Raw genomic sequence first — 19,969 nt, 5'->3', positions numbered from 1 at the left:
GGGGCTTGCCCCCGTTCGGCTGCGCAGCAGTCGCAAATCCGGCAATGTGGTTGATCTGACGAAACGCATTTGCCGATTTTGGGGCCGCTTCGCGACCCAACGGGGGCAAGCCCCCTCGCCACAGGTTTCCCGGTATACCGGGATATTGCGTTTACAGCGTCAGGGTCAATCGGCTGACCAACGCCCCCGGCAACAACGCCGAAGCCGTCGCTCGCTGGCTGTAGGTGCTCGCCGACAGCAACAACTCCCGCTCCTCGGTCAACGCTTCCAGTTGCGAACCGAGCAGGCTGAAGGCGCTGTCATCGAAGCGCATGGTGCTGACCGGTGCCTGGATCTCGCCGTTCTCGACCCAGAACGTGGCAAACCGGGTCATGCCGGTCAGGCGTGCGGCCGGTTGATCGGAGAAGTTCAGGTACCACAGGTTGCTGATGTACAGCCCGGTGCCCAGTTGCTTGAGGATGTCCGCGTCAGGCAATGCCCCGGCTTTCATGTTCAGCGCGCTCGGCGATTCACCACCGCTGGCACCATTGGCGGTCAAGCCGTATTCGGCGGCGCTGCGCGAGCTGACCAGTCGTGCCCCGGCCTTGCCGTCGACGATCAACCCCAGATCGCTGCGCGGATACCCTTCATCGGAAAACGCCGGGCTCAGCGAGCCGCTGACTTTTTCATCCAGCGAGACCAGCGGGCTGAACGCGCTGTCGCCACCGTAGAGCTTTTGCAGCGGGCTGCTTTTGCTGGCAATCGACTGTGCCGAGAATCCACCCCAGCACAGCATGCCCATGATTTCTTCCAGCGCGGCCGGTGCCAGGTAGGCGCGGTATTGGCCGGGTGGCAAAGTGCGCAGCGGCCGGCCCAGAAACTCAAGCTGCTCGCGGGCTTGCTGGAAGCGTTTGGCAAAGCCTTCGCTGTTCCAGTCGTGCCCGGCGTAGCTGGCTTTCACGGCCTGGCCATTCTCGTGGAACAGACTGAAGTCGAAGTTGAAGCTGTTGGCCTGATGCCAGCCGAAGGCGCCCGAAGAGCTGGCAAAGCCACGACTGATCGGGCCGGCAGCGTAGAAACCGACAAGATCCAGACCTTCGGCGGCCTGGGTGATTTGCGCGACCACCTGCTCGGTGTCCGGCAGCGGATGCGACTGCACGTTGTTGCTCTGCCAACCGTTGTAGTTGAGCAGCAAGTAAGGATCCTGAGGCAGCAGCGGCAAGGTTTCCCGCAGCTGTTGCAGACCTTCGGTCAAACGTTGCAGATCAACCTGGGGATCGCCGGCCAGGGTGATGTTCAGGTCGGCATGGCGGCCTTCGTTGATCAGTTTCAGGCCGATGCTCGCCTGCTGCACCTGACCGGCCTGACGCACTTTGGCGTGGTTGAAGCGCACGAAGGCCGACGACTCGGCGGCGTAGCTGAGGGTGAACTGCTCGGGCTCGCGCAGGGCTTCACGCAGGCTGTTGACCAGCGCCTTGAACGACGCGGACTGGCTGTTTGAAGGATTCATCAGGCGTCTCCTCCGAATACATCAACGTTGCTGAACACGCAGGCCGGTGACGCGTGGCCGACGCGGATCACCTGGTTCGGTTCGCCCTTGCCGCAGTTCGGTGTGCCGAGGACCTTGAGGGTAGTGGCATCGCCGACGGCGCTGAGGCTCTTCCAGAATTGCGCGGAGATGCCCCGGTAATTGGGGTTCTTCACCACGCCCTTGAGTTCGCCGTTTTCGATCAGTTGGCCCCATTCGCAGCCGAACTGGAATTTGTTGCGCGCATCGTCGATCGACCATGAACGGTTGGTCGACATCAGCACACCGTTTTCGATACCGCCGATCAACTGCTTGATGGACTGATCGCCCGGTTCGATGTTGAGGTTGGCCATGCGGTCGATCGGTGGGCGGTTCCAGCCACAGGCACGGCTGTTGGCGACGCCTTCCATACCGGCACGGAATTGCGACAACGCACCGCCCAGCGGGCGCAGCAACAGGCCTTCACGGATCAGGAACTGTTTGCTGGCAGGCGTGCCGTCGTCGTCATGGCTGTAGCTGGCGAGTTCTTCGGGGATGTCCGGGTCGAAGGTCACGTTGAGCAGGCCGGAACCGTATTGCAGGCGGCCGAAATCACTGGCTTTGACGAAGCTGGTGCCGGCGTAGTTGCGCTCGTCGCCGAGGATGCGGTCCAGTTCCAGCGGATGGCCGATGGACTCGTGGATTTGCAGCATCATCTGGTCGGGCATCAGCAGCAGGTCGCGTTTGCCTTGCGGGGTGTTTGGCGCCAGGAGCAACTGCAGGGCCTGATCGGCCACCTGGGCACCGGCACCGATCAGGCCGCAGCGGCTGATGACGTCCGCCGCGCCTTGCTGGCCGAAGTTTTCGCGGCCAAGGCTGCGGGTCTGGCTGTCGTTGCCGTCGTAGGCCGTGACGTCCAGGCCGGGGTACACAAAGCGTTGGGCCTGGCGCAGTTCGGCACTGGCGCTGTTGAGGTAGATCTGCTCGACGTGGGTGATGCCGAGGCTGACTTGCCAGTTTACCAGGCGGTCGTCCTTGGGCACGGCGGCGGATTCGGCGCCGAGCAACTGGAAGCAGTCGCTCAGGGGCGGAAAGGCCTGGTCGAGGTTGGGTGAAAAGTAATCGGCGCGGTCGCTGGAAACGGCTTGTTCGCGCAGGTCCAGCAGGGCGTGGGGCTTGAGTCGACGGGCCTGGAATTCGGCGCGTTCGAGGGCAGCTTGCAGGCCCTGTTGCGACAGGTCGTTGGTGGCCGCATAGGCCTCGACGCCATTAACCCGCACGGTCAGCATCGCCCCTTCGTCACGGCTCAGGCTTGGCGGTTCGGCGACGTTCTTGCGCACCGACAGGTACTGTCCGGATTCGCGCACATAACGCAGGGAAAAGAATTCGGCACCCGTGCGCAAGGCAGCGAAGCGCTGCTTGAGCTGGGGGTAAAAATCGAACATTCGTGAACCTCCTGGGTATGGAGTGGCGATGGAGCGGTGTTGCGAGGGGAGGGGTGAAACGATTGCGTGGCGCTAGATTAGGCCTGCAAGGGGGGAGGATCAAGTTTGGATCTGTGGAGAGAGGGATTGCTGGGTTTGTCCGGAAGATGTGTGCGGGTTGTCAGGACCTCATCGCGAGCAGGCTCACTCCTACAGTGGTTGAGGGTGGATCACAAATCTGCAATCCAACCTGAAACCTGTAGGAGCGAGCCTGCTCGCGAATAGCCGTAACGCGGTGTAACGCCTTAAGCGATCTGGCTCAATTCCCGCACCGGCTTGCCCTTCACCGGCGCTTCACCCGCCACATAGTAAGTGGCGGTGCTGCGCGGCAACGGCTTGCGGCCACGGATCTTGTCGGCGATTTTCTCGGCCATCATGATCGTTGGTGCGTTGAGGTTGCCGGTGGTGATGATCGGCATGATCGACGCATCGACCACCCGCAGGCCTTGCATGCCATGCACGCGACCTTCGCCATCGACCACGGCCATTTCGTCGGTGCCCATCTTGCACGAGCAGGACGGGTGGAACGCGGTTTCGGCGTGCTCGCGGATGAACTTGTCCAGTTGCTCGTCGCTCTGCACGTCGATGCCTGGGCTGATCTCTCGACCACGGAAGGCATCCAGTGCAGGTTGCTGCATGATTTCACGGGTCAGGCGGATGCCGTCGCGGAATTCCTGCCAGTCCTGCTCGGTGGCCATGTAGTTGAACAGGATGCTCGGGTGCTGGCGCGGGTCCTTGGACTTGGCCTGGATGCGCCCGCGGCTCGGCGAACGCATGGAGCCCATGTGCGCCTGGAAACCGTGCTCTTTCACACCGTTGCTACCGTTGTAGTTAATCGCTACCGGCAGGAAGTGGTACTGGATGTTCGGCCATTCGAATTCCGGACGGGTGCGGATGAAACCGCCGGCTTCGAACTGGTTGCTGGCGCCGATGCCGGTGCCGTTGAACAGCCACTCGGCACCGATGGCCGGCTGGTTGTACCAAAGCAGCGACGGGTACAGGGAGACCGGTTGGGTGCAAGCGTATTGCAGGTACAGCTCAAGGTGATCCTGCAGGTTTTCACCGACGCCCGGCAGGTCGTGGACCACCGGAATGTCGAGCTTGTTCAACAGCTCGGCCGGGCCGACGCCGGAGCGTTGCAGGATCTGCGGTGAAGCGATGGCGCCGGAGCACAACAGCACTTCCTTGCGCGCCTTGACCTCAACGCGCTCTTCAGCGGCGCCGACCAGGTAACGCACGCCGACCGCACGCTTGCCTTCGAACAGGATCTTGTCGGTCAGGGCGTGGGTGACGATGGTCAGGGTCGAACGCTTCTTGGCGACGTCCAGGTAACCACGGGCGGTGGAAGCACGACGACCTTTCGGTGTCACGGTGCGGTCCATCGGGCCGAAGCCTTCCTGCTGGTAGCCGTTCAAGTCTTCGGTACGCGGGTAACCGGCCTGCACGCCGGCTTCAACCATGGCGTGGAACAGCGGGTTGTTGCCGGCTTTCGGCGTGGTCACGCTGACCGGGCCGTCGCCACCGTGGTAGTCATTCGGTCCGATGTCGCGGGTTTCCGCTTTACGGAAATACGGCAGGCAGTCCAGGTACGACCAGTCTTCCAGGCCTGGCAGTTTCGCCCAGCCGTCGTAGTCCATGGCGTTACCGCGGATGTAGCACATGCCGTTGATCAGCGAAGAACCGCCCAGGCCCTTGCCGCGACCGCATTCCATGCGACGACCGTCCATGTGCGGCTCGGCATCGGTTTCGTAGGCCCAGTTATAGCGACGGCCTTGCAGCGGGAACGCCAAAGCGGCCGGCATCTGCGTGCGGAAGTCGAAACGGTAGTCCGGGCCGCCCGCTTCGAGCAGCAGGACAGTGACGCCTGCGTCTTCGGTCAGACGGGTCGCCAGGGTGTTACCGGCCGAGCCGGCACCGATGATGATGTAGTCGAATTCTTGGGACATTGAATGCCTCCGTGAGCTGCAAGCCTCAAGCTTCAAGCTGCAAGTAGAAGCAGCGAAGCGGGGCTTGGTTGAAATGAGAGCGGTGGGCAAGCAAGGCTTTTGCCCTTGCTTGCCGCTTGAAGCTTGTGGCTTGCCGCTGCTCAGAACACTGAGCTGTAATCGCCCAGCTCGACCTGTACCGATTTGATGCGGGTGAAGTTGTTCAGCGAGCTGATCCCGTTCTCACGGCCGACACCCGACTGCTTGTAGCCGCCAACCGGCATCTTCGCGTCGGACTCGCCCCAGGCGTTGATCCAGCAGATACCGGCTTCCAGCTGATGAATCACGCGGTGGGCGCGGTTCAGGTCCTTGGTAACGATACCGGCGGCCAGGCCGAAGTCGGTGTCGTTGGCGCGGCGGATCGCTTCTTCCTCGGTTTCGTAGGACAGGATCGCCATTACCGGGCCAAAGATTTCTTCACGCACGATGGTCATGTCGTCGGTGCAGTCGGTGAACACGGTCGGCGCCACGAACGCACCTTTGGCGAACTCGCCGTCAGTCAGGCGCTCACCGCCGCATAGCAGGCGGGCACCTTCTTCCTTGCCCTTGGCGATGTAGCCCAGCACGCTTTCCATGTGCGCAAAGCTGACCAGCGGGCCGAAGTTGGTGTTTTCGTCTTCCGGGTTGCCGATGCGGATGCGCGCAACGCGCTCAGCGATCTTGGCTTCGAAAGCGGCCTTCAGGTGGGCCGGTACGAACACACGAGTGCCGTTGGTGCAAACCTGGCCGGAGCTGTAGAAGTTGGCCATCATCGCGGTGTCGGCGGCGCGATCGAGGTCGGCGTCGTCGCAGATGATCAGCGGCGATTTGCCGCCCAGTTCCATGGTCACGTCCTTGAGCGAAGAGCTCGAAGCGCTGGCCATGACTTTCTTGCCGGTGTCGGTGCCGCCGGTGAACGAGACTTTCTCGATGCGCGGGTGTTCGGTCAGCCAGGTGCCGACTTCACGGCCGCTGCCGGTCAGGACGTTGAACACACCGTTTGGCACGCCGGCTTCGGTGTAGATCTCGGCCAGTTTCAGGGTGGTCAGCGAGGTGACTTCGCTTGGCTTGAAGATCATCGCGTTACCGGCCGCCAGGGCTGGTGCGGATTTCCACAGGGCGATCTGGATCGGGTAGTTCCACGCGCCGATACCGGCCACGACGCCCAGCGGCTCGCGACGGGTGTAGACGAACGAAGTGGTGCGCAGCGGAATCTGCTCGCCTTCGATGGCCGGTACCAGGCCTGCGTAGTACTCCAGCACGTCAGCGCCGGTGACGATGTCGACGTAGCGGGTTTCGGAGTAGGCCTTGCCGGTGTCCAGGGTTTCCAGGGCGGCCAGTTCGTCGTTGCGCTCGCGCAGGATTTCCACGGCGCGACGCAGGATGCGCGAACGCTCCATGGCGGTCATGGCGGCCCAGATCTTCTGGCCCTTTTCGGCGCTCACCACAGCGCGTTCGACGTCTTCCTTGGTCGCACGTTGCACTTTTGCGAGGACTTCACCGTTAGCCGGGTTGATGGCTTCGAAAGTGGCGTCGCTGCTGGCGTCGCTGTACGCGCCATCGATGTAGAGTTTTTGCAGTTCGAAACGGGCCATAAAGTCCTCGCAAGAGCATTAAGTGGCTGGCGCGTTCGGTGGTTGAGCGTTTATGTGTGCTCTAACTCACCCGCTTGGCCAGTTGGGTATCCATGTATTCGTAAGCAATCTGTTGCGCCTGCTCGGTGTCGAAAGCATCTCCCGACAGCGCGCCGCGCAACCACAACCCGTCGATCAACGCTGCCAGGCCTCGGGCGGCACTGCGCGCATCATTGAGCGGCAGCACGCGGCGGAACTGGCAGCACAGGTTGGAATACAGACGGTGATCGTTGATCCGCTGCAACCTGTGCAAAGACGGCTGGTGCATGCTGGTGGCCCAGAAGGCCAGCCAGGTTTTCATTGCCGGGCCATTGACCTGGCTGGCGTCGAAGTTGCCTTCGATGATCACCTGCAGATGCGCCCGCGGGCTGTCATCTCTCAGCGCCTGTCGGCGCAGGGTGACGTTCTCGCTCAGGACGGTCATCAGGTACCCCATGGTGGCGGCAATCAGGCCGTTCTTGTCCCGAAAGTAGTGACTGATGATGCCATTCGAGACACCGGCCAAACGGGCGATCAGCGCAATGCTGGCGTCCCCCATTCCGACCTGATCGACGGCCTGCAAAGTGGCTTCGATCAATTGCTGGCGGCGGATGGGTTGCATACCGACCTTGGGCATCTTGCACATCTCCTTAGGCCTTCCGGTGGACGTGGAACGGCTACCGGGTTGAAGGCCAGTCTATTTTGTTTTGATTGAACGTTCAATCAACAAAGAATAAGATCTGCGACAAATCGTCGCTGCCTGTGAATTTTCCTACGTGCAGTGGCGGAAAAAACGACAACTGAAACGGCTCGAAACCTACGCGCTGCGGCGCTCCAGGGGTTTCGGGCTTTTTTCGGGGTGTCTTTATATCACCCGCCGGTCGGCTGCCCACTAATCGATTGGTCGGGTAACACGTTTGTCTTGCGTTCTTCTCTCGCACTGCCCGGAGCATCTGTGCCATGAGTTCTGCCTCGCTAATAAAGACCCCACCCGAGAAGGTGACGGTCAACGGTTGGGTGTTCTACACCTCTACCGCGTTGATTCTGTTGTTGACCGCCATTCTGATCATCGCCCCGCAAGAGGCCGGCAGAATGCTGGGTACGGCGCAAGCCTGGTTGTCCCGCAGCTTCGGCTGGTACTACATGGTGGTGATTGCCGCCTACCTGATCTTTGTCGTCGGCCTGGCGTTTTCGTCCTACGGCAAACTGAAACTGGGCAGCAAGGACGACACCCCGGACTTCAGCTACGGCGCCTGGGCGGGGATGCTGTTCTCCTCAGGTATCGGCATCTCGTTGCTGTACTTCGGTGCGTCGGAGCCCCTGGACCACTACTTCAACCCACCGGAAGGCGTGGCCGGCAGCAACCTTGCCGCCCGTCAGGCGGTTCAGCTGACATTCCTGCACTGGGGCCTGCATGGCTGGGCGATCTACGCGCTGGTGGGGTTGGCCGTGGCGTACTTTGCCTACCGGCATAACCAGCCGCTGGCGTTGCGTTCGGCGTTGTATCCGCTAGTGGGCGAGCGTTGGGTCAAGGGCGCTGCCGGGCATGCGGTGGACGGCTTCGGCATGTTCGTGACCCTGCTGGGGCTGGTGACGAACCTGGGGATCGGTTCGCTGCAAGTGTCGTCGGGGCTGGAAAACCTGTTCGGCATGGAACACAGCAACACCAACCTGCTGATCGTGATCATCGTGATGAGCACCGTGGCGACCATCGCTGCCGTGTCGGGTGTGGAAAACGGCATCCGCCGTCTGTCCAACCTCAACATCGTGCTGTTCAGCGGCCTGCTGATTTTCGTGCTGTTGTTCGGCCCGACCCTGCACCTGCTCAACGGCTTCGTACAGAACGTCGGTGACTACCTGAACGGCGTGGTGCTGAAGACTTTCGACCTCTATGTGTACGAAGGCGACAGTGAGAAATCCGACCGCTGGTTGGGCCTGTGGACCCTGTTCTACTGGGCCTGGTGGATTTCCTGGGCGCCATTCGTGGGCATGTTCATCGCGCGTATTTCCCGTGGCCGCACCGTGCGTGAACTGGTAGCCGGCGTTCTGCTGATTCCGCTGGGCTTCACCCTGGCGTGGCTGTCGATCTTCGGTAACTCGGCTTTGGACCTGGTGATGAACCATGGGGCGGTGGAGCTCGGGAAGACGGCGCTGGAACAGCCGTCCATGGCGATCTACCAGCTGCTTGAGCATTACCCGGCGTCGAAGGTTGTGATCGGCGTGTCGATCTTTGTCGGTTTCGTGCTATTCCTGACCCCGGCGGATTCCGGCGCGGTGATGATGGCCAACCTTTCGTGCAAGGGCGGCAATGTCGACGAAGACGCGCCGCACTGGCTGCGGATCTTCTGGTCGGCGGTGATCACCCTGGTGACCATCGGCCTGCTGTTCGCCGGCAACTTCGAAGCCATGCAAACCATGGTGGTGCTGGCCGGTCTGCCGTTCTCGGTGGTGCTGGTCTTCTTCATGTTCGGCTTGCACAAGGCCATGCGCCAGGACGTGCAGATCGAACAGGAGCAGGCGGAACTGGCGGCACGCGGTCGCCGTGGTTTCAGCGAGCGTTTGACCCAACTGGACCTGCAGCCGAGCCAATCGGTGGTGCAACGTTTCATGGACAAGCAAGTGAGCCCGGCGCTGGAAGATGCGACGGCGCAAATGCGTGCTCAAGGCCTGCAAGTGCAGACACTTCTGGGCAAGTCCAAGCGCTGCATGGGCGTACGGGTTGAGATGGAAGAGGGCAACCCTTTCGTCTACGAAGTGAGCCTGGACGGGTATCTGGCGACGCCAACCGAGTCGGCGCAGGTCGATGAAGCGCGTCAGCGTTTCTATCGCGCCGAGGTGTACCTGCACAACGGCAGCCAGGACTACGACTTGATGGGCTTCACCCAGGATCAGATCACCCGTGACGTGCTCGATCAGTTTGAAAGCCATCGGCAGCTCCTTGGCCGGGTTTATAGCTAAGGTGTGAAGGGGTTGCGGTGCAGTGATTGCACCGCAGTTCTAATTGTGGTGAGGGGGCTTTCCCCCGTTGGGTTGCGCAGCGACCCTAAACCCATACACCGCAGTAGTTCAGATAAACCGCATTATCCGGATTTACGACGGCGGCGCCGCCGAACGGGGGCAAGCCCCCTCGCCACAGGGTTCTCTGTTTACAGCTGAATATCTGCACAAACAAAAACGCCGCGATTCTCTCGCGGCGTTTTTGTGTCTGTTGCCTTACCCCAGGTTCTTGCCGAGCAGTGCGTGATACAGCTCGCTGTCGCCAAGAATCCCCACCACATGGTTGTTATCGTGCAGCACCAGTTTGTTGCCGGTCTGATAACGAATCTGCAGCGCATCGCGCATGCCGATGTTCGAGTCCACCAGGGTTGGTCGACGACCCAGGCCTTCAACGGCCTGACCCGGTACCCAGTTCTGCAAGTCCAGCGCAGACCCGTTCTGGCGAGCGCCCTTGATGGTGTTGCCTTCGGCCAGGTCCAGCCACGAATCGCCACCCGGATCGAGGCATACCGAACCGTTGATGCGTTTGCAGTTGTCCAGGCTGCGCATCAGGCTGCGGCCGCACAACACGTTCAGTGGGTTGGTGTGGGCTACGAAGGTCCGCACGTAGTCGTCCGCCGGGTTGAGGACGATTTCTTCCGGTTTGCTGTACTGGATGATCCGGCCGTCCTTCATGATCGCGATACGGCTGCCGAGTTTCAGCGCTTCATCAAGGTCGTGGCTCACGAAGACGATGGTCTTGTGCAACTTGCGTTGCAGTTCCAGCAGCTCGTCTTGCAGGCCTTGGCGGATCAGTGGATCGAGGGCCGAGAACGGTTCGTCCATCAGCAAAATGTCGGCGTCCATCGCCAGTGCGCGAGCCAGGCCCACGCGTTGTTGCATACCACCGGACAGCTCGTTGGGTTTCTTGTTGCGCCACTGGGTCAGGCCCACCAGCTCAAGCTTGTCGTCCACCAGTTTGCGGCGTTCTTTCTCGGGACGACCCTGCATTTCCAGACCGAAGCTGATGTTTTCGCGAACGGTCAACCAAGGCATCAGGGCGAACTTCTGGAACACCATCGCGATGCGCTTGGTGCGCATCATTTTCAGTTCTGCCGGCGTGCACGAGGCAATGTCGATCTGCTTGCCTTCGTGCTCGACGAACAACTTGCCACGGCTGACGGTGTTGAGGCCGTTGATACAGCGCAGCAGGCTGGACTTGCCGGAGCCGGACAGTCCCATCAGTACGCAGATTTCACCTTTTTCGATGTCCAGGCTGGCTTTTTCAACGCCGACAATCTGCCCGGTCTTTTTCAGGATTTCGTTGCGGGTCATGCCCTGGTCCAACAGCTTGAGGGCCTCGCGTGGATCCTTGGAGAAGATAACGTCAACGTTATCAAAGCGAATAATGCTCATGCATCACCCCCTACTTTGGCGTCGGGTTGTTTGCAGATACGGTCGAGCATGATCGCCAGCAGTACGATCGCCAGGCCTGCTTCGAAGCCCAGGGCGATATCAGCAGTGTTCAGTGCGTTGACCACCGGTTTGCCCAGGCCATCGGCGCCCACCAGTGCCGCAATCACCACCATCGAAAGGGACAGCATGATGCACTGGGTGATGCCGGCCGCGATGCTTGGCATGGCGTGGGGCAGTTCGATTCGTGAAAGCAACTGACGGCGCGAGCAGCCAAAGGCCTTGCCGGCGTCCATCAATTCTTCCGGAACATCGCGGATACCCAGGTAAGTCAGGCGGATGGGCGCGGCAATCGCGAACACCACCGTGGAGATCAGGCCCGGGACCACACCCAGCCCGAAGAGGGTGAGGGTAGGAATGAGGTATACGAAGGTCGGTACGGTCTGCATCAGATCGAGTACCGGACGCATTAAAGTATAGAACATCGGCTTGTGCGCGGCGACGATGCCCAGCGGCACGCCGATGACCACACAGACCAGGGTGGCGAACAGCACCTGGGCGAGGGTTTCCATGGTTTCCTGCCAGTACCCCAGATTGAGGATCAGCAGGAAGGAGGCAACGACAAAGGCGGTCAGGCCCCATTTGCGCTGGATGTAGTGGGCGAGCAGTGCGATCAGGCCGATCAATGCCAGCGGGTTGAACCAGGTCAGCGCAAACGTCACGCCGTGGATCATCGTTTCCAGTGTCACGGCGATTGCGTCGAAGGTGCTGGCGCCGTGTTGCGTCAACCATTCAACGAAGCTCGCGATGTACTGGCCTAGGGGTATTTTCTGATCAATCAGCATGGTAGTGAACGTCCGCATGCAAGGAAATAAACAGCCCGGGCAGGCGAACCTGCCCGGCATAAGCGATTACTGCAGTTTGGCTTTCACGGCCTCCAGGCCAGGTTTACCGTCAATGGTGGTCACGCCAGCGAGCCAGGTATCGAGCACCTGTGGATTCTTTTTCAACCAGGCCTTGGCGGCCGCGTCAGGCTTCATCTTGTCGTCCAGGATGTTGCCCATCAGTTCACTTTCCATGTCGACGGTGAACTCCAGGTTCTTCAGCAACTGACCAACGTTGCCGCACTCCTGCGCGTAACCCTTGCGGGTGTTGGTCGCTACGGTGGCGGCACCGAAGTCCGGGCCGAAGAAGTCATCACCACCGGTCAGGTATTGAATCTTGAAGCGCTTGTTCATCGGGTGCGGCGCCCAGCCCAGGAACACCACGGCGGTGTCGCGTTTCTGCGCGCGGTCGACCTGCGACAGCATGCCGGCTTCGGAGGATTCGACGACTTTGAAGCCGGCGGCCTTCAAGCCGAAGGCATCTTTGTCGATCATGCTCTGGATCAGACGATTGCCGTCGTTGCCAGGCTCGATGCCGTAGATCTTGCCGTCGAGCTCCTTCTTGAATTTGGCGATGTCGGCGAAGTCATGCAGGCCCTTGTCGTACAGCGCCTGAGGGACGGCGAGGGTGTACTTGGCGCCCTTGAGGTTGGTGCGCAGGGTTTCCACGGTGCCGGCATCGCGGTAGGCCTTGATGTCGTTTTCCATGGTCGGCATCCAGTTGCCCAGGAACACGTCCATGTTCTTGCCGTCGGCCAGGGACTTGTAGGTCACGGGCACGGAAATCATGGTGGTCTTGGTCTTGTAGCCGAGGGCGTTGAGCACAACGCTGGTGGTCGCGGTAGTCGCGGTGATGTCGGTCCAGCCGACATCGGAGAAGTTTACGGTACTGCATTGCGCCGGTTCTGCGGCTTGCGCCAGAACCGGCAGACTAAGCATGGCGGCCAACAACAACGACGGGGAACCTTTCATGGATGGACTCCTTGGTGTTTTTTTTGGCAGTGTTCCGACTGGACCACCGCACTTATAGGTTGCGGTTGGATGGCGTTCTGGAGACAGCTCTACCACGTCGCCTTGCAATCGAGTCGATATGATCATGTACCAGTGAAAATCTGACGCCTACAGGGTGCGTCGTATCCAGTACAGGGATGGTCGCATCCAGTGTCGGTGACGTCGTTTACAGATTTTTTCAGCCCGATTTCCCCCTCTGAACCGCAAAAAAACGGCGAAAACACAGCGTAAAAGACACGCGGCGCTGGTGGGCATGAGTGCGTCGGTTAGAGACGTCGAACAACTGGATAAAAGCTTGATGATGCGGTCATCTCGGCGGATTGCAGCTTGAGCGTAGCAGCTCCGTCACCGTGCGCTTTCGCGTGCGCAGTGGGCCCATCCAGGAGTTCGGCAGTAATGGCTATCAGTGTTTTCGACCTGTTCAAAATCGGCATCGGCCCTTCCAGTTCACACACCGTGGGGCCCATGCGGGCGGCGGCGTTGTTTGTGCAGGGCCTGCGCGAGCGCGGGCTGCTTGAGCAGGTGCGGCGTGTCGAAGTCCAGCTGTTCGGCTCGTTGTCGGCCACCGGCATCGGCCACGGCAGCGACAATGCGGTGATCATGGGCCTGATGGGCGAGTGGCCGGATGCGATCGATCCGTCGCAAATCGGCATTCGTATCGCCACCCTGCGTGAGACCGATACTCTGCTGTTCGACGGTCGCCTGCCAGTGCCCTTCATCTGGGCCCGGGACATGCGCCTGATCGACGAGAACCTGCCATTCCACCCCAACGCCATGACCCTGATTGTCGAAGGTGATGACGGCGAGTTGTATCGCGACACCTACTATTCGGTTGGCGGCGGATTTGTCGTCGATGAGGCGCAGGCCTCCAGCGGTGTCGTCGACCTCGACCGCACCGTGTTGCCTTATGACTTTTCCAGTGCGGCCGAGCTGCTGGAGCTGTGTAAAAAGCACAACTTGCGCGTGGCTGAGTTAATGATGGCTAACGAGAGGGTGTGGCGCAGCGAGGAGGAAATCCGCAGCGGCCTGATGAAGCTCTGGCGCGCCATGCAGGATTGCGTCGAACAAGGCCTCAAGCACGAAGGCATCCTGCCCGGCGGGCTGAACGTGCGCCGCCGCGCGGCCAAGCTGCATCGCAGCCTGCAGGAGCTGAACAAACCCAACGTGATCGGCTCAACCTTGAGCGCCATGGAATGGGTCAACCTGTTCGCCCTGGCGGTCAACGAAGAAAACGCCGCCGGCGGGCGTATGGTCACGGCACCGACCAACGGCGCGGCGGGGATCATTCCGGCAGTGCTGCACTACTTCATGAAATTCAGCGAGGTGGTGACCGACGCCAATGTCGTCGATTATTTCCTCGGCGCGGCGGCGGTGGGGATCCTGTGCAAGAAGAACGCCTCGATCTCCGGTGCCGAAGTCGGCTGCCAGGGCGAAGTCGGTTCGGCCTGCGCCATGGCGGCGGCCGGGCTGGCGGAAATCCTTGGCGCCACGCCAGAGCAACTGTGCAACGCGGCGGAAATCGGTCTGGAGCACAACCTAGGCCTGACCTGCGACCCGGTGGGTGGACTGGTCCAGGTGCCGTGCATCGAGCGCAACGCGATTGCCGCGGTGAAGGCGATCAACGCCGCGCAGATGGCTTTGCGCGGTGATGGTCAGCACTTCATTTCGCTGGATCGGGTGATCCGCACCATGCGCGATACCGGTGCCGACATGCATGACAAATACAAGGAGACATCGCGGGGTGGGTTGGCGGTTAGCGCGGTGGAGTGCTGAGACCGTATTGACCCTGTGGCGAGGGGGCTTGTCGGACCGCCGCACCGCCCCGTTGGGTCGCGAAGCGGCCCTAAAACTTTTACGACTGCTTCGCAGCCGAACGGGGGCAAGCCCCCTCGCCACGGACCAGTCAAAACTGCGCGCTAAGTGAACACCCGCTCGAAAACGCGCCACCTTTTAGCGCGTCGCTCACAGATAAATCGTCTTGCCACTGATCGAGGGCCAACCGGCCTTCGACCGCCCGTCACCCGTGCCTGCGGTGACACTCCTTTCCATCGCGGCGCAACGCCGTTCCCACAAGTGCTACCGAATTGCTCACGGCTTGTGGGCCGGGGCGCTTGCCAGTCCTGATGGCCATTTAAATCCCCCCGCCTTGCAAGACATATATAGACACATTCCGACGTCGTTTTTAGGAGTTATTGAACGCGCATTCAAATTTAGGCATGGCAATTGCTCTGTCATTACAAAGCCCGTCTCCCACGCGAGAACGATGGCAATAAAAAGAGCCTCCGCCTGAGGCCATCACCCGCTTTGTGTGAGGAGATACCGCGATGACGACGTTCAACTCCGGGGCCCAACCCCAGAACCGTGCGCCTCAATCCATCGGCTTTCTGCTGCTGGACAATTTCACGCTGATTTCTCTGGCCTCCGCAGTGGAACCCCTGCGCATGGCCAACCAGTTGTCCGGTCGCGAGCTGTATCGCTGGACCACCCTCACCGTCGACGGCGGCCAGGTCTGGGCCAGTGACGGCCTGCAGATCACCCCCGACGCCTCCATGCACAAAGCCCCGCCAATGGATACCGTGATTGTTTGCGGCGGCATCGGCATCCAACGCACTGTTACCCGCGAACACGTGTCATGGCTGCAAAGCCAGGCTCGCCAGTCCCGCCGCCTTGGCGCGGTGTGCACCGGCAGTTGGGCCCTGGCCTGCGCCGGCCTGCTCGACGGGTTTGATTGCAGCGTGCACTGGGAATGCCTGGCGGCGATGCAGGAAGCTTTCCCCCGTGTAGCGATGAGTACCCGCTTATTCACCCTCGACCGTAACCGTTTCACCAGCTCCGGCGGTACCGCGCCGCTGGACATGATGCTGCACTTGATCAGCCGCGATCACGGTCGTGAGCTGTCGGCGGCCATTTCGGAAATGTTCGTCTACGAGCGCATCCGCAACGAGCAGGATCACCAGCGAGTGCCGCTCAAGCACATGCTCGGCACCAACCAGCCGAAGTTGCAGGAAATCGTCGCGTTGATGGAAGCCAACCTCGAAGAGCCGATCGACCTGGACGAACTGGCGGTGTATGTCGCGGTGTCCCGTCGTCAGCTCGAGCGGTTGTTCCAGAAGTACCTGCACTGCTCGCCGTCGCGTTACTACCTGAAACTGCGCCTGATCCGCGCGCGCCAGCTGCTCAAGCAAACGCCGATGTCGATCATCGAAGTGGCGTCGGTCTGTGGCTTCGTGTCCACGCCGCACTTCTCCAAGTGCTACCGCGAATACTTCGGCATTCCGCCGCGTGACGAGCGCGTAGGGTCCAACACCACCCAGCAAGTGGCGATGATGCCGTTGCCACAAGCGCTGGTGCTGTCACCGTTGTCCGGGCCGTTGTCGGCGCTGAGCCAGGCGCGCAATGAGTCGACGTTTGCCAGTGTAAGGCTCTAGACCGGGGCGACTTCATTCGCGAGCAGGCTCGCTCCCACATTTGATCTGTGTTGTTCACAGAACCAATGTGGGAGCGAGCCTGCTCGCGAAGGCGTTTTATCGGGTGGTGTGGTTTTGCTGATACTCCGCCAACGCCGGCAGCAATTGTTTGTCGATGGCCTGGCGCACTGCCGGCAGGATCGTCGCGCTGCTGGTGTACATCTCCTTGACCATCTTGCGAAGTTCATACGCCCGGGCATCGTCCAGGCCCCTTACCACGCACTCGCAAGCCTGCTCGGCAGTGGCTCCATTGGGCACGTTGAATCCCAACGACTTGAGCTGGCCCAACAGGTCTTCCTGGTCTATCAAATCGGCGTGCATCATGACGCAATCCTTCTTCAGGGAACGGTGTCGTGGTTCGATTCTGGTAGGGGTGCCGGGTGTCGGCAAGGACGAATTGTCGCAATGGCTCAATTGGTTATGAACATGTCGTTTTCGGCTAACCTGGCCCGCGGGGGAGTGGGCACACTGGACTCAGCTCGCTTCACGAAGGTTTGGTCACCCTCGCACGGCAGCTCCTCAACAGTACCCTCTGCCTCGATCCTGTCACGGCTTGATCGGGGTTTTTTTTGCCTGTGATTCAGTGGGTTTTGTGTTGATTGATATACCGCCTTCGCGAGCAAGCCCGCTCCCACATTCAGCCGCGTTCCTATGGGAGAATCCGATCAACTGTGGGAGCGAGCCTGCTCGCGAAGAACGATGACGCGGTCTAGCGCTGTAACACCAGAATCCGCGACAACAACTCATCCCGGTCCACATAGCAGCCCTGGAAGTGCCGCGCCCCGGTGGCGGGGTCGAAGGCGTTGCGGGCATGCAGGGTGCGGCGGTTGTCGAAGCACCACAGTTCACCGGGATTGAGCCGCTGCATCAACCTGAACCGAGGCTCGCGGGTCATCGCGATAAAGCGCCGGTAGGCCTGATACAGCTTGGGCATCTGCTCCACCGAGGCATCGAACGGCCCGCGCAGAAAGTTCGCCATGCGGATCTCAGACACCTGCCCCAACGCATCCAGTGCAATGATCGGCGCCAGACAGCGGTAGTCGCTGTGACGGTCCTTGTTGCGAAACTCCACGGGGATTTCGCAGAGGCTTTTGAAGGATTCGGGGGCCTCTCGGCGCAAGGCGTCGGCAATGGCAAAACCGTCGACAAAAATGCTTTCGCCACCCTCGGCGTCATTGACCAGGCAATGCAAAAATTGCAGCCCCGGTTGCAACTCTCGGGTCGGCAAGTCGCTGTGCAGCGGCAGGTTGAAGGCGGTGTAGGCGTTGCTGTCGGCGTCGGCCTTGGATTGCACGTTGAACAGCACGCCGAAATTGCTCTCGCGGATGAAGGAAATTCGTTGGGCGATCAGCTTCAACGAGCCGGGCTCGGTGGGCACGCCACGGACCTGGGTCAATCCCACATCCCGCACCGCCAGCAGCCATTGCAGTAACGCTTGCGAGTCGTTCATCAGCGCCTGGTATTCGAACACTGGCAACTGCAAATCGCTGTGCCAGAGCCTGGCTTTAGGCTTGTGCTGCTGACGCTCGGCGCGGGATTCGTCGTCATAGGCATGGGCGCGCAGCCAGCCAGGGTCGAAACGGCTTGAGTGGCCGTCCTGCCAATCAACCGACAAACAGCCATCGCCGTCGATACTGGCGTTATCGGGCATCAGATCTTGAGCCACGTCGACGATTTCCAGTACTTGCTCGCGGGTCACGGTGTAGACGCATTGCGGGCACGGGCAGTTATCCCGCAGCCATTGATGGTGGAAAGGGCTGACGCGATCGTCGGCCCACTTCACCAGAACACTGTCCGCCAGGGTCTGCACGCCAGCCAGCGCGCTGATCAACGGATAGGTACGGAAGTCGGCAAGTGCAGCGGCGGTATTCATGGCGATCTCCTTGTTATTTTTTTGGGGGTAATGCAATCACTCGGCCAATGTACCCGGGTGTTGGCAGGTCCGCCTGTTCGGCGACGATGGCTTGCAAGCGGCCCAACGACTGTTCGCTGAACGGCGCCGAACGCGGCCCGGCGAGATCCACGTGCAGCAGCATCTGTTCGTTGCCTGCGAGCTCCTGGGCTTCACCGACCAGATGCAGGCTGTGATAGAGGTGCACGCGCTTGCTGTCGTGGGCGATGATTTGGGTGTGCACTTCGACCTGGGTGTCGAGCTTCACTTCGTGCAGGTAATTGAGGTGCAGTTCGAGGGTGAACAGCGAGTTGCCGCTGGCCTCGCGGCTGTTGCTGTCCAGGCCCAGGCGATCCATCAGGGCATCGGTGGCGTAGCTGAAGATCAGCAGGTAGAAGGCGTCGCGCAGGTGGCCGTTGTAGTCGACCCAGTCGGGGATGATTTTGGTTTGGTAAGTTGTCAGGGTGGGCATGGTTCTGGTTCCGAGATTTGTGGTGACTGTACCGGCGCTTTCGCGAGCAGGCTCGCCCCTACATTGGGATGCATTCCCCCTGTAGGAGCGAGCCTGCTCGCGATGGGGCCAGTGCTGCTGGCCCCACAGCCTGGGCTTACTCGCTGAAAGCCATCCCATGCTTCTCTTTGGTGGTCTTCACCGCTTCCAGCACCGCCAGCAGGCAGTCATCACGATAGCGCTCCAGCGCCGAAATGCTGTGTTTGCCCAGTTGATCGCTGGTGCCATCGACCACGTCGTCGATCAGTTTGTCGGTCAGCTCCGGTGCCGGCAGGTAGGTCCACGGCAATTGCAACGCTGGGCCGAACTGCGCCATGAAGTGGCGCATGCCGGCATCGCCACCGGCCAGGGTGTAGGTCAGGAAGGTGCCCATGAACGACCAGCGCAAGCCCGCGCCGAAGCGGATGGCATCGTCGATTTCGCCGGTGGTCGCCACGCCGTCGTTGACCAGGTGCAACGCTTCACGCCAAAGCGCTTCGAGCAGGCGGTCGGCGATGAAACCCGGTACTTCCTTGCGCACGTGCAGCGGGCGCATCCCCAGGGATTCATAGACCTTCATGGCCGCTTGCACAGCTTCCGGGGCGGTGTTTTTGCCACCGACCACTTCCACCAACGGCAGCAGGTAAACCGGGTTGAACGGGTGACCGACCACGCAGCGTTCCGGGTGCGTGGCACTCTCGTAGAACTCGCTCGGCAGCAGGCCGGAGGTGCTGGAGCCGATCAACGCATTAGGCTTGGCCGCCGCGCTGATTTTGCTGTGCAGGTCCAGTTTAAGCTCCAGCCGTTCCGGGGCGCTCTCCTGGATGAAATCGGCATCGCGAACGCACTCTTCGATGGTCGCGACAAAGCGCAGGCGATCCTGCGATGCACCCGGCGCCAGGCCTTGTTTCTCCAGCGCACCCCAGGCATTGGCGACGCGTTTGCGCAAGGCGGCTTCGGCACCGGGGGCCGGGTCCCAGGCCACTACATCCAGACCATGGGCGAGGGCGCGGGACACCCAGCCGCTGCCGATGACACCGCTGCCCAGCGCTGCGAAGGTTTTGATTTCGGTGATGAAGGTCATGGCAATTTCCTGAATTTGGCTCGGAAAAAAAACTGTGGGAGCGAACTCTGTGGCGAGGGGGGCTTGTCGGAATGCCGCACCACCCCGTTCGACTGCGAAGCAGTCGTAAACCATTGAGCTTGGTGTGTCTGAAACACAGCAGTTTCTGGTTTTAGGGCCGCTTCGCGACCCAACGGGGGCAAGCCCCCTCGCCACAAAAGCTCGCT

At 60.9% G+C, this 19,969-nt stretch carries 15 protein-coding genes; 3 read left to right on the top strand and 12 right to left on the bottom strand.

Features of this window, described 5'->3' with window-relative positions; genetic code table 11:
* Nucleotides 1-151: 151 nt before the first annotated feature.
* From KGA96_RS00755 to betI, 5 genes are all read right to left on the bottom strand, one after another.
* The gene (locus KGA96_RS00755; protein WP_046039331.1) at nucleotides 152-1,489 is read right to left on the bottom strand and encodes a TldD/PmbA family protein; all 1,338 of its coding nucleotides are present in this window, start codon (nucleotides 1,487-1,489) and stop codon (nucleotides 152-154) included.
* Nucleotides 1,489-2,931, bottom strand: a complete 1,443-nt coding sequence (locus tag KGA96_RS00750) for a TldD/PmbA family protein (RefSeq protein ID WP_046039332.1) — start codon at nucleotides 2,929-2,931, stop codon at nucleotides 1,489-1,491. The genes KGA96_RS00755 and KGA96_RS00750 overlap by 1 nt, the downstream gene beginning before the upstream one ends.
* A 284-nt stretch (nucleotides 2,932-3,215) precedes the next feature.
* The gene (betA, locus tag KGA96_RS00745; protein ID WP_046039333.1) at nucleotides 3,216-4,916 is read right to left on the bottom strand and encodes a choline dehydrogenase; all 1,701 of its coding nucleotides are present in this window, start codon (nucleotides 4,914-4,916) and stop codon (nucleotides 3,216-3,218) included.
* 140 nt (nucleotides 4,917-5,056) lie between these two features.
* Nucleotides 5,057-6,529, bottom strand: coding sequence for a betaine-aldehyde dehydrogenase (gene betB, locus KGA96_RS00740; protein WP_223465286.1), 1,473 nt, complete (start codon nucleotides 6,527-6,529; stop codon nucleotides 5,057-5,059).
* Nucleotides 6,530-6,590: 61 nt separating this feature from the next.
* Nucleotides 6,591-7,184, bottom strand: a complete 594-nt coding sequence (gene betI, locus KGA96_RS00735) for a transcriptional regulator BetI (protein WP_046039336.1) — start codon at nucleotides 7,182-7,184, stop codon at nucleotides 6,591-6,593.
* Nucleotides 7,185-7,564: 380 nt separating this feature from the next.
* On the opposite strand from betI, the gene KGA96_RS00730 reads away from it, so the two are divergent.
* On the top strand, nucleotides 7,565-9,505 hold the full coding sequence (locus KGA96_RS00730; RefSeq protein WP_223465367.1) for a BCCT family transporter: 1,941 nt from the start codon (nucleotides 7,565-7,567) through the stop codon (nucleotides 9,503-9,505).
* A gap of 255 nt (nucleotides 9,506-9,760) precedes the next feature.
* On the opposite strand, the gene choV is transcribed toward KGA96_RS00730, so the two are convergent.
* The 3 genes from choV to KGA96_RS00715 form a co-directional block, all read right to left on the bottom strand.
* Nucleotides 9,761-10,939 carry a choline ABC transporter ATP-binding protein gene (choV, locus tag KGA96_RS00725; RefSeq protein ID WP_046039341.1) on the bottom strand — a complete coding sequence of 393 codons (1,179 nt, stop codon included), beginning with the start codon at nucleotides 10,937-10,939 and terminating at the stop codon, nucleotides 9,761-9,763.
* A complete protein-coding gene (gene choW / locus KGA96_RS00720) occupies nucleotides 10,936-11,781 on the bottom strand; it encodes a choline ABC transporter permease subunit (RefSeq protein WP_046039343.1) in 846 nt (281 codons plus the stop codon). Before choW ends, choV begins: the two co-directional genes overlap by 4 nt.
* Nucleotides 11,782-11,847: 66 nt before the next feature.
* Nucleotides 11,848-12,792, bottom strand: coding sequence for a choline ABC transporter substrate-binding protein (locus KGA96_RS00715; protein WP_046039346.1), 945 nt, complete (start codon nucleotides 12,790-12,792; stop codon nucleotides 11,848-11,850).
* A gap of 435 nt (nucleotides 12,793-13,227) precedes the next feature.
* Between KGA96_RS00715 and KGA96_RS00710 the strand changes: the two genes are divergently transcribed.
* Both KGA96_RS00710 and KGA96_RS00705 read left to right on the top strand, forming a co-directional pair.
* Entirely contained in the window at nucleotides 13,228-14,604 is a 1,377-nt protein-coding gene (locus KGA96_RS00710; RefSeq protein WP_223511316.1) for an L-serine ammonia-lyase, read from the top strand.
* A gap of 551 nt (nucleotides 14,605-15,155) precedes the next feature.
* A complete protein-coding gene (locus KGA96_RS00705; protein WP_007975492.1) occupies nucleotides 15,156-16,259 on the top strand; it encodes a GlxA family transcriptional regulator in 1,104 nt (367 codons plus the stop codon).
* A gap of 96 nt (nucleotides 16,260-16,355) precedes the next feature.
* Here the strand turns inward: KGA96_RS00705 and KGA96_RS00700 are convergent, their stop codons facing one another.
* The 4 genes from KGA96_RS00700 to KGA96_RS00685 form a co-directional block, all read right to left on the bottom strand.
* The gene (locus KGA96_RS00700; protein WP_046039350.1) at nucleotides 16,356-16,622 is read right to left on the bottom strand and encodes a hypothetical protein; all 267 of its coding nucleotides are present in this window, start codon (nucleotides 16,620-16,622) and stop codon (nucleotides 16,356-16,358) included.
* 385 nt (nucleotides 16,623-17,007) lie between these two features.
* Nucleotides 17,008-18,171, bottom strand: a complete 1,164-nt coding sequence (locus tag KGA96_RS00695) for a gamma-butyrobetaine dioxygenase (RefSeq protein ID WP_046039353.1) — start codon at nucleotides 18,169-18,171, stop codon at nucleotides 17,008-17,010.
* A gap of 13 nt (nucleotides 18,172-18,184) precedes the next feature.
* The gene (locus KGA96_RS00690) at nucleotides 18,185-18,661 is read right to left on the bottom strand and encodes a thioesterase family protein (protein WP_046039355.1); all 477 of its coding nucleotides are present in this window, start codon (nucleotides 18,659-18,661) and stop codon (nucleotides 18,185-18,187) included.
* 136 nt (nucleotides 18,662-18,797) lie between these two features.
* Entirely contained in the window at nucleotides 18,798-19,763 is a 966-nt protein-coding gene (locus KGA96_RS00685; RefSeq protein ID WP_046039357.1) for an L-carnitine dehydrogenase, read from the bottom strand.
* Between the last annotated feature and the right edge of the window lie 206 nt (nucleotides 19,764-19,969).

This window comes from Pseudomonas sp. GL-R-26 (assembly GCF_019947365.1).
Taxonomy (GTDB): Bacteria; Pseudomonadota; Gammaproteobacteria; order Pseudomonadales; family Pseudomonadaceae; genus Aquipseudomonas.
The sequence above is the reverse complement of the archived record's forward strand: the minus strand, read 5'-3'. Positions and strand labels throughout refer to the sequence as shown.

What these genes read in the sequence shown, in the direction of transcription:
- KGA96_RS00695 (WP_046039353.1), bottom strand. Translation starts at nt 18,171, where the DNA reads ATGAATACCGCCGCTGCACTTGCCGACTTCCGTACCTATCCGTTGATC.
- KGA96_RS00715 (WP_046039346.1), bottom strand. Translation starts at nt 12,792, where the DNA reads ATGAAAGGTTCCCCGTCGTTGTTGTTGGCCGCCATGCTTAGTCTGCCG.
- choV (WP_046039341.1), bottom strand. Translation starts at nt 10,939, where the DNA reads ATGAGCATTATTCGCTTTGATAACGTTGACGTTATCTTCTCCAAGGAT.
- KGA96_RS00700 (WP_046039350.1), bottom strand. Translation starts at nt 16,622, where the DNA reads ATGATGCACGCCGATTTGATAGACCAGGAAGACCTGTTGGGCCAGCTC.
- betA (WP_046039333.1), bottom strand. Translation starts at nt 4,916, where the DNA reads ATGTCCCAAGAATTCGACTACATCATCATCGGTGCCGGCTCGGCCGGT.
- betB (WP_223465286.1), bottom strand. Translation starts at nt 6,529, where the DNA reads ATGGCCCGTTTCGAACTGCAAAAACTCTACATCGATGGCGCGTACAGC.
- KGA96_RS00710 (WP_223511316.1), top strand. Translation starts at nt 13,228, where the DNA reads ATGGCTATCAGTGTTTTCGACCTGTTCAAAATCGGCATCGGCCCTTCC.
- KGA96_RS00690 (WP_046039355.1), bottom strand. Translation starts at nt 18,661, where the DNA reads ATGCCCACCCTGACAACTTACCAAACCAAAATCATCCCCGACTGGGTC.
- KGA96_RS00755 (WP_046039331.1), bottom strand. Translation starts at nt 1,489, where the DNA reads ATGAATCCTTCAAACAGCCAGTCCGCGTCGTTCAAGGCGCTGGTCAAC.
- KGA96_RS00750 (WP_046039332.1), bottom strand. Translation starts at nt 2,931, where the DNA reads ATGTTCGATTTTTACCCCCAGCTCAAGCAGCGCTTCGCTGCCTTGCGC.
- KGA96_RS00705 (WP_007975492.1), top strand. Translation starts at nt 15,156, where the DNA reads ATGACGACGTTCAACTCCGGGGCCCAACCCCAGAACCGTGCGCCTCAA.
- KGA96_RS00685 (WP_046039357.1), bottom strand. Translation starts at nt 19,763, where the DNA reads ATGACCTTCATCACCGAAATCAAAACCTTCGCAGCGCTGGGCAGCGGT.
- betI (WP_046039336.1), bottom strand. Translation starts at nt 7,184, where the DNA reads ATGCCCAAGGTCGGTATGCAACCCATCCGCCGCCAGCAATTGATCGAA.
- choW (WP_046039343.1), bottom strand. Translation starts at nt 11,781, where the DNA reads ATGCTGATTGATCAGAAAATACCCCTAGGCCAGTACATCGCGAGCTTC.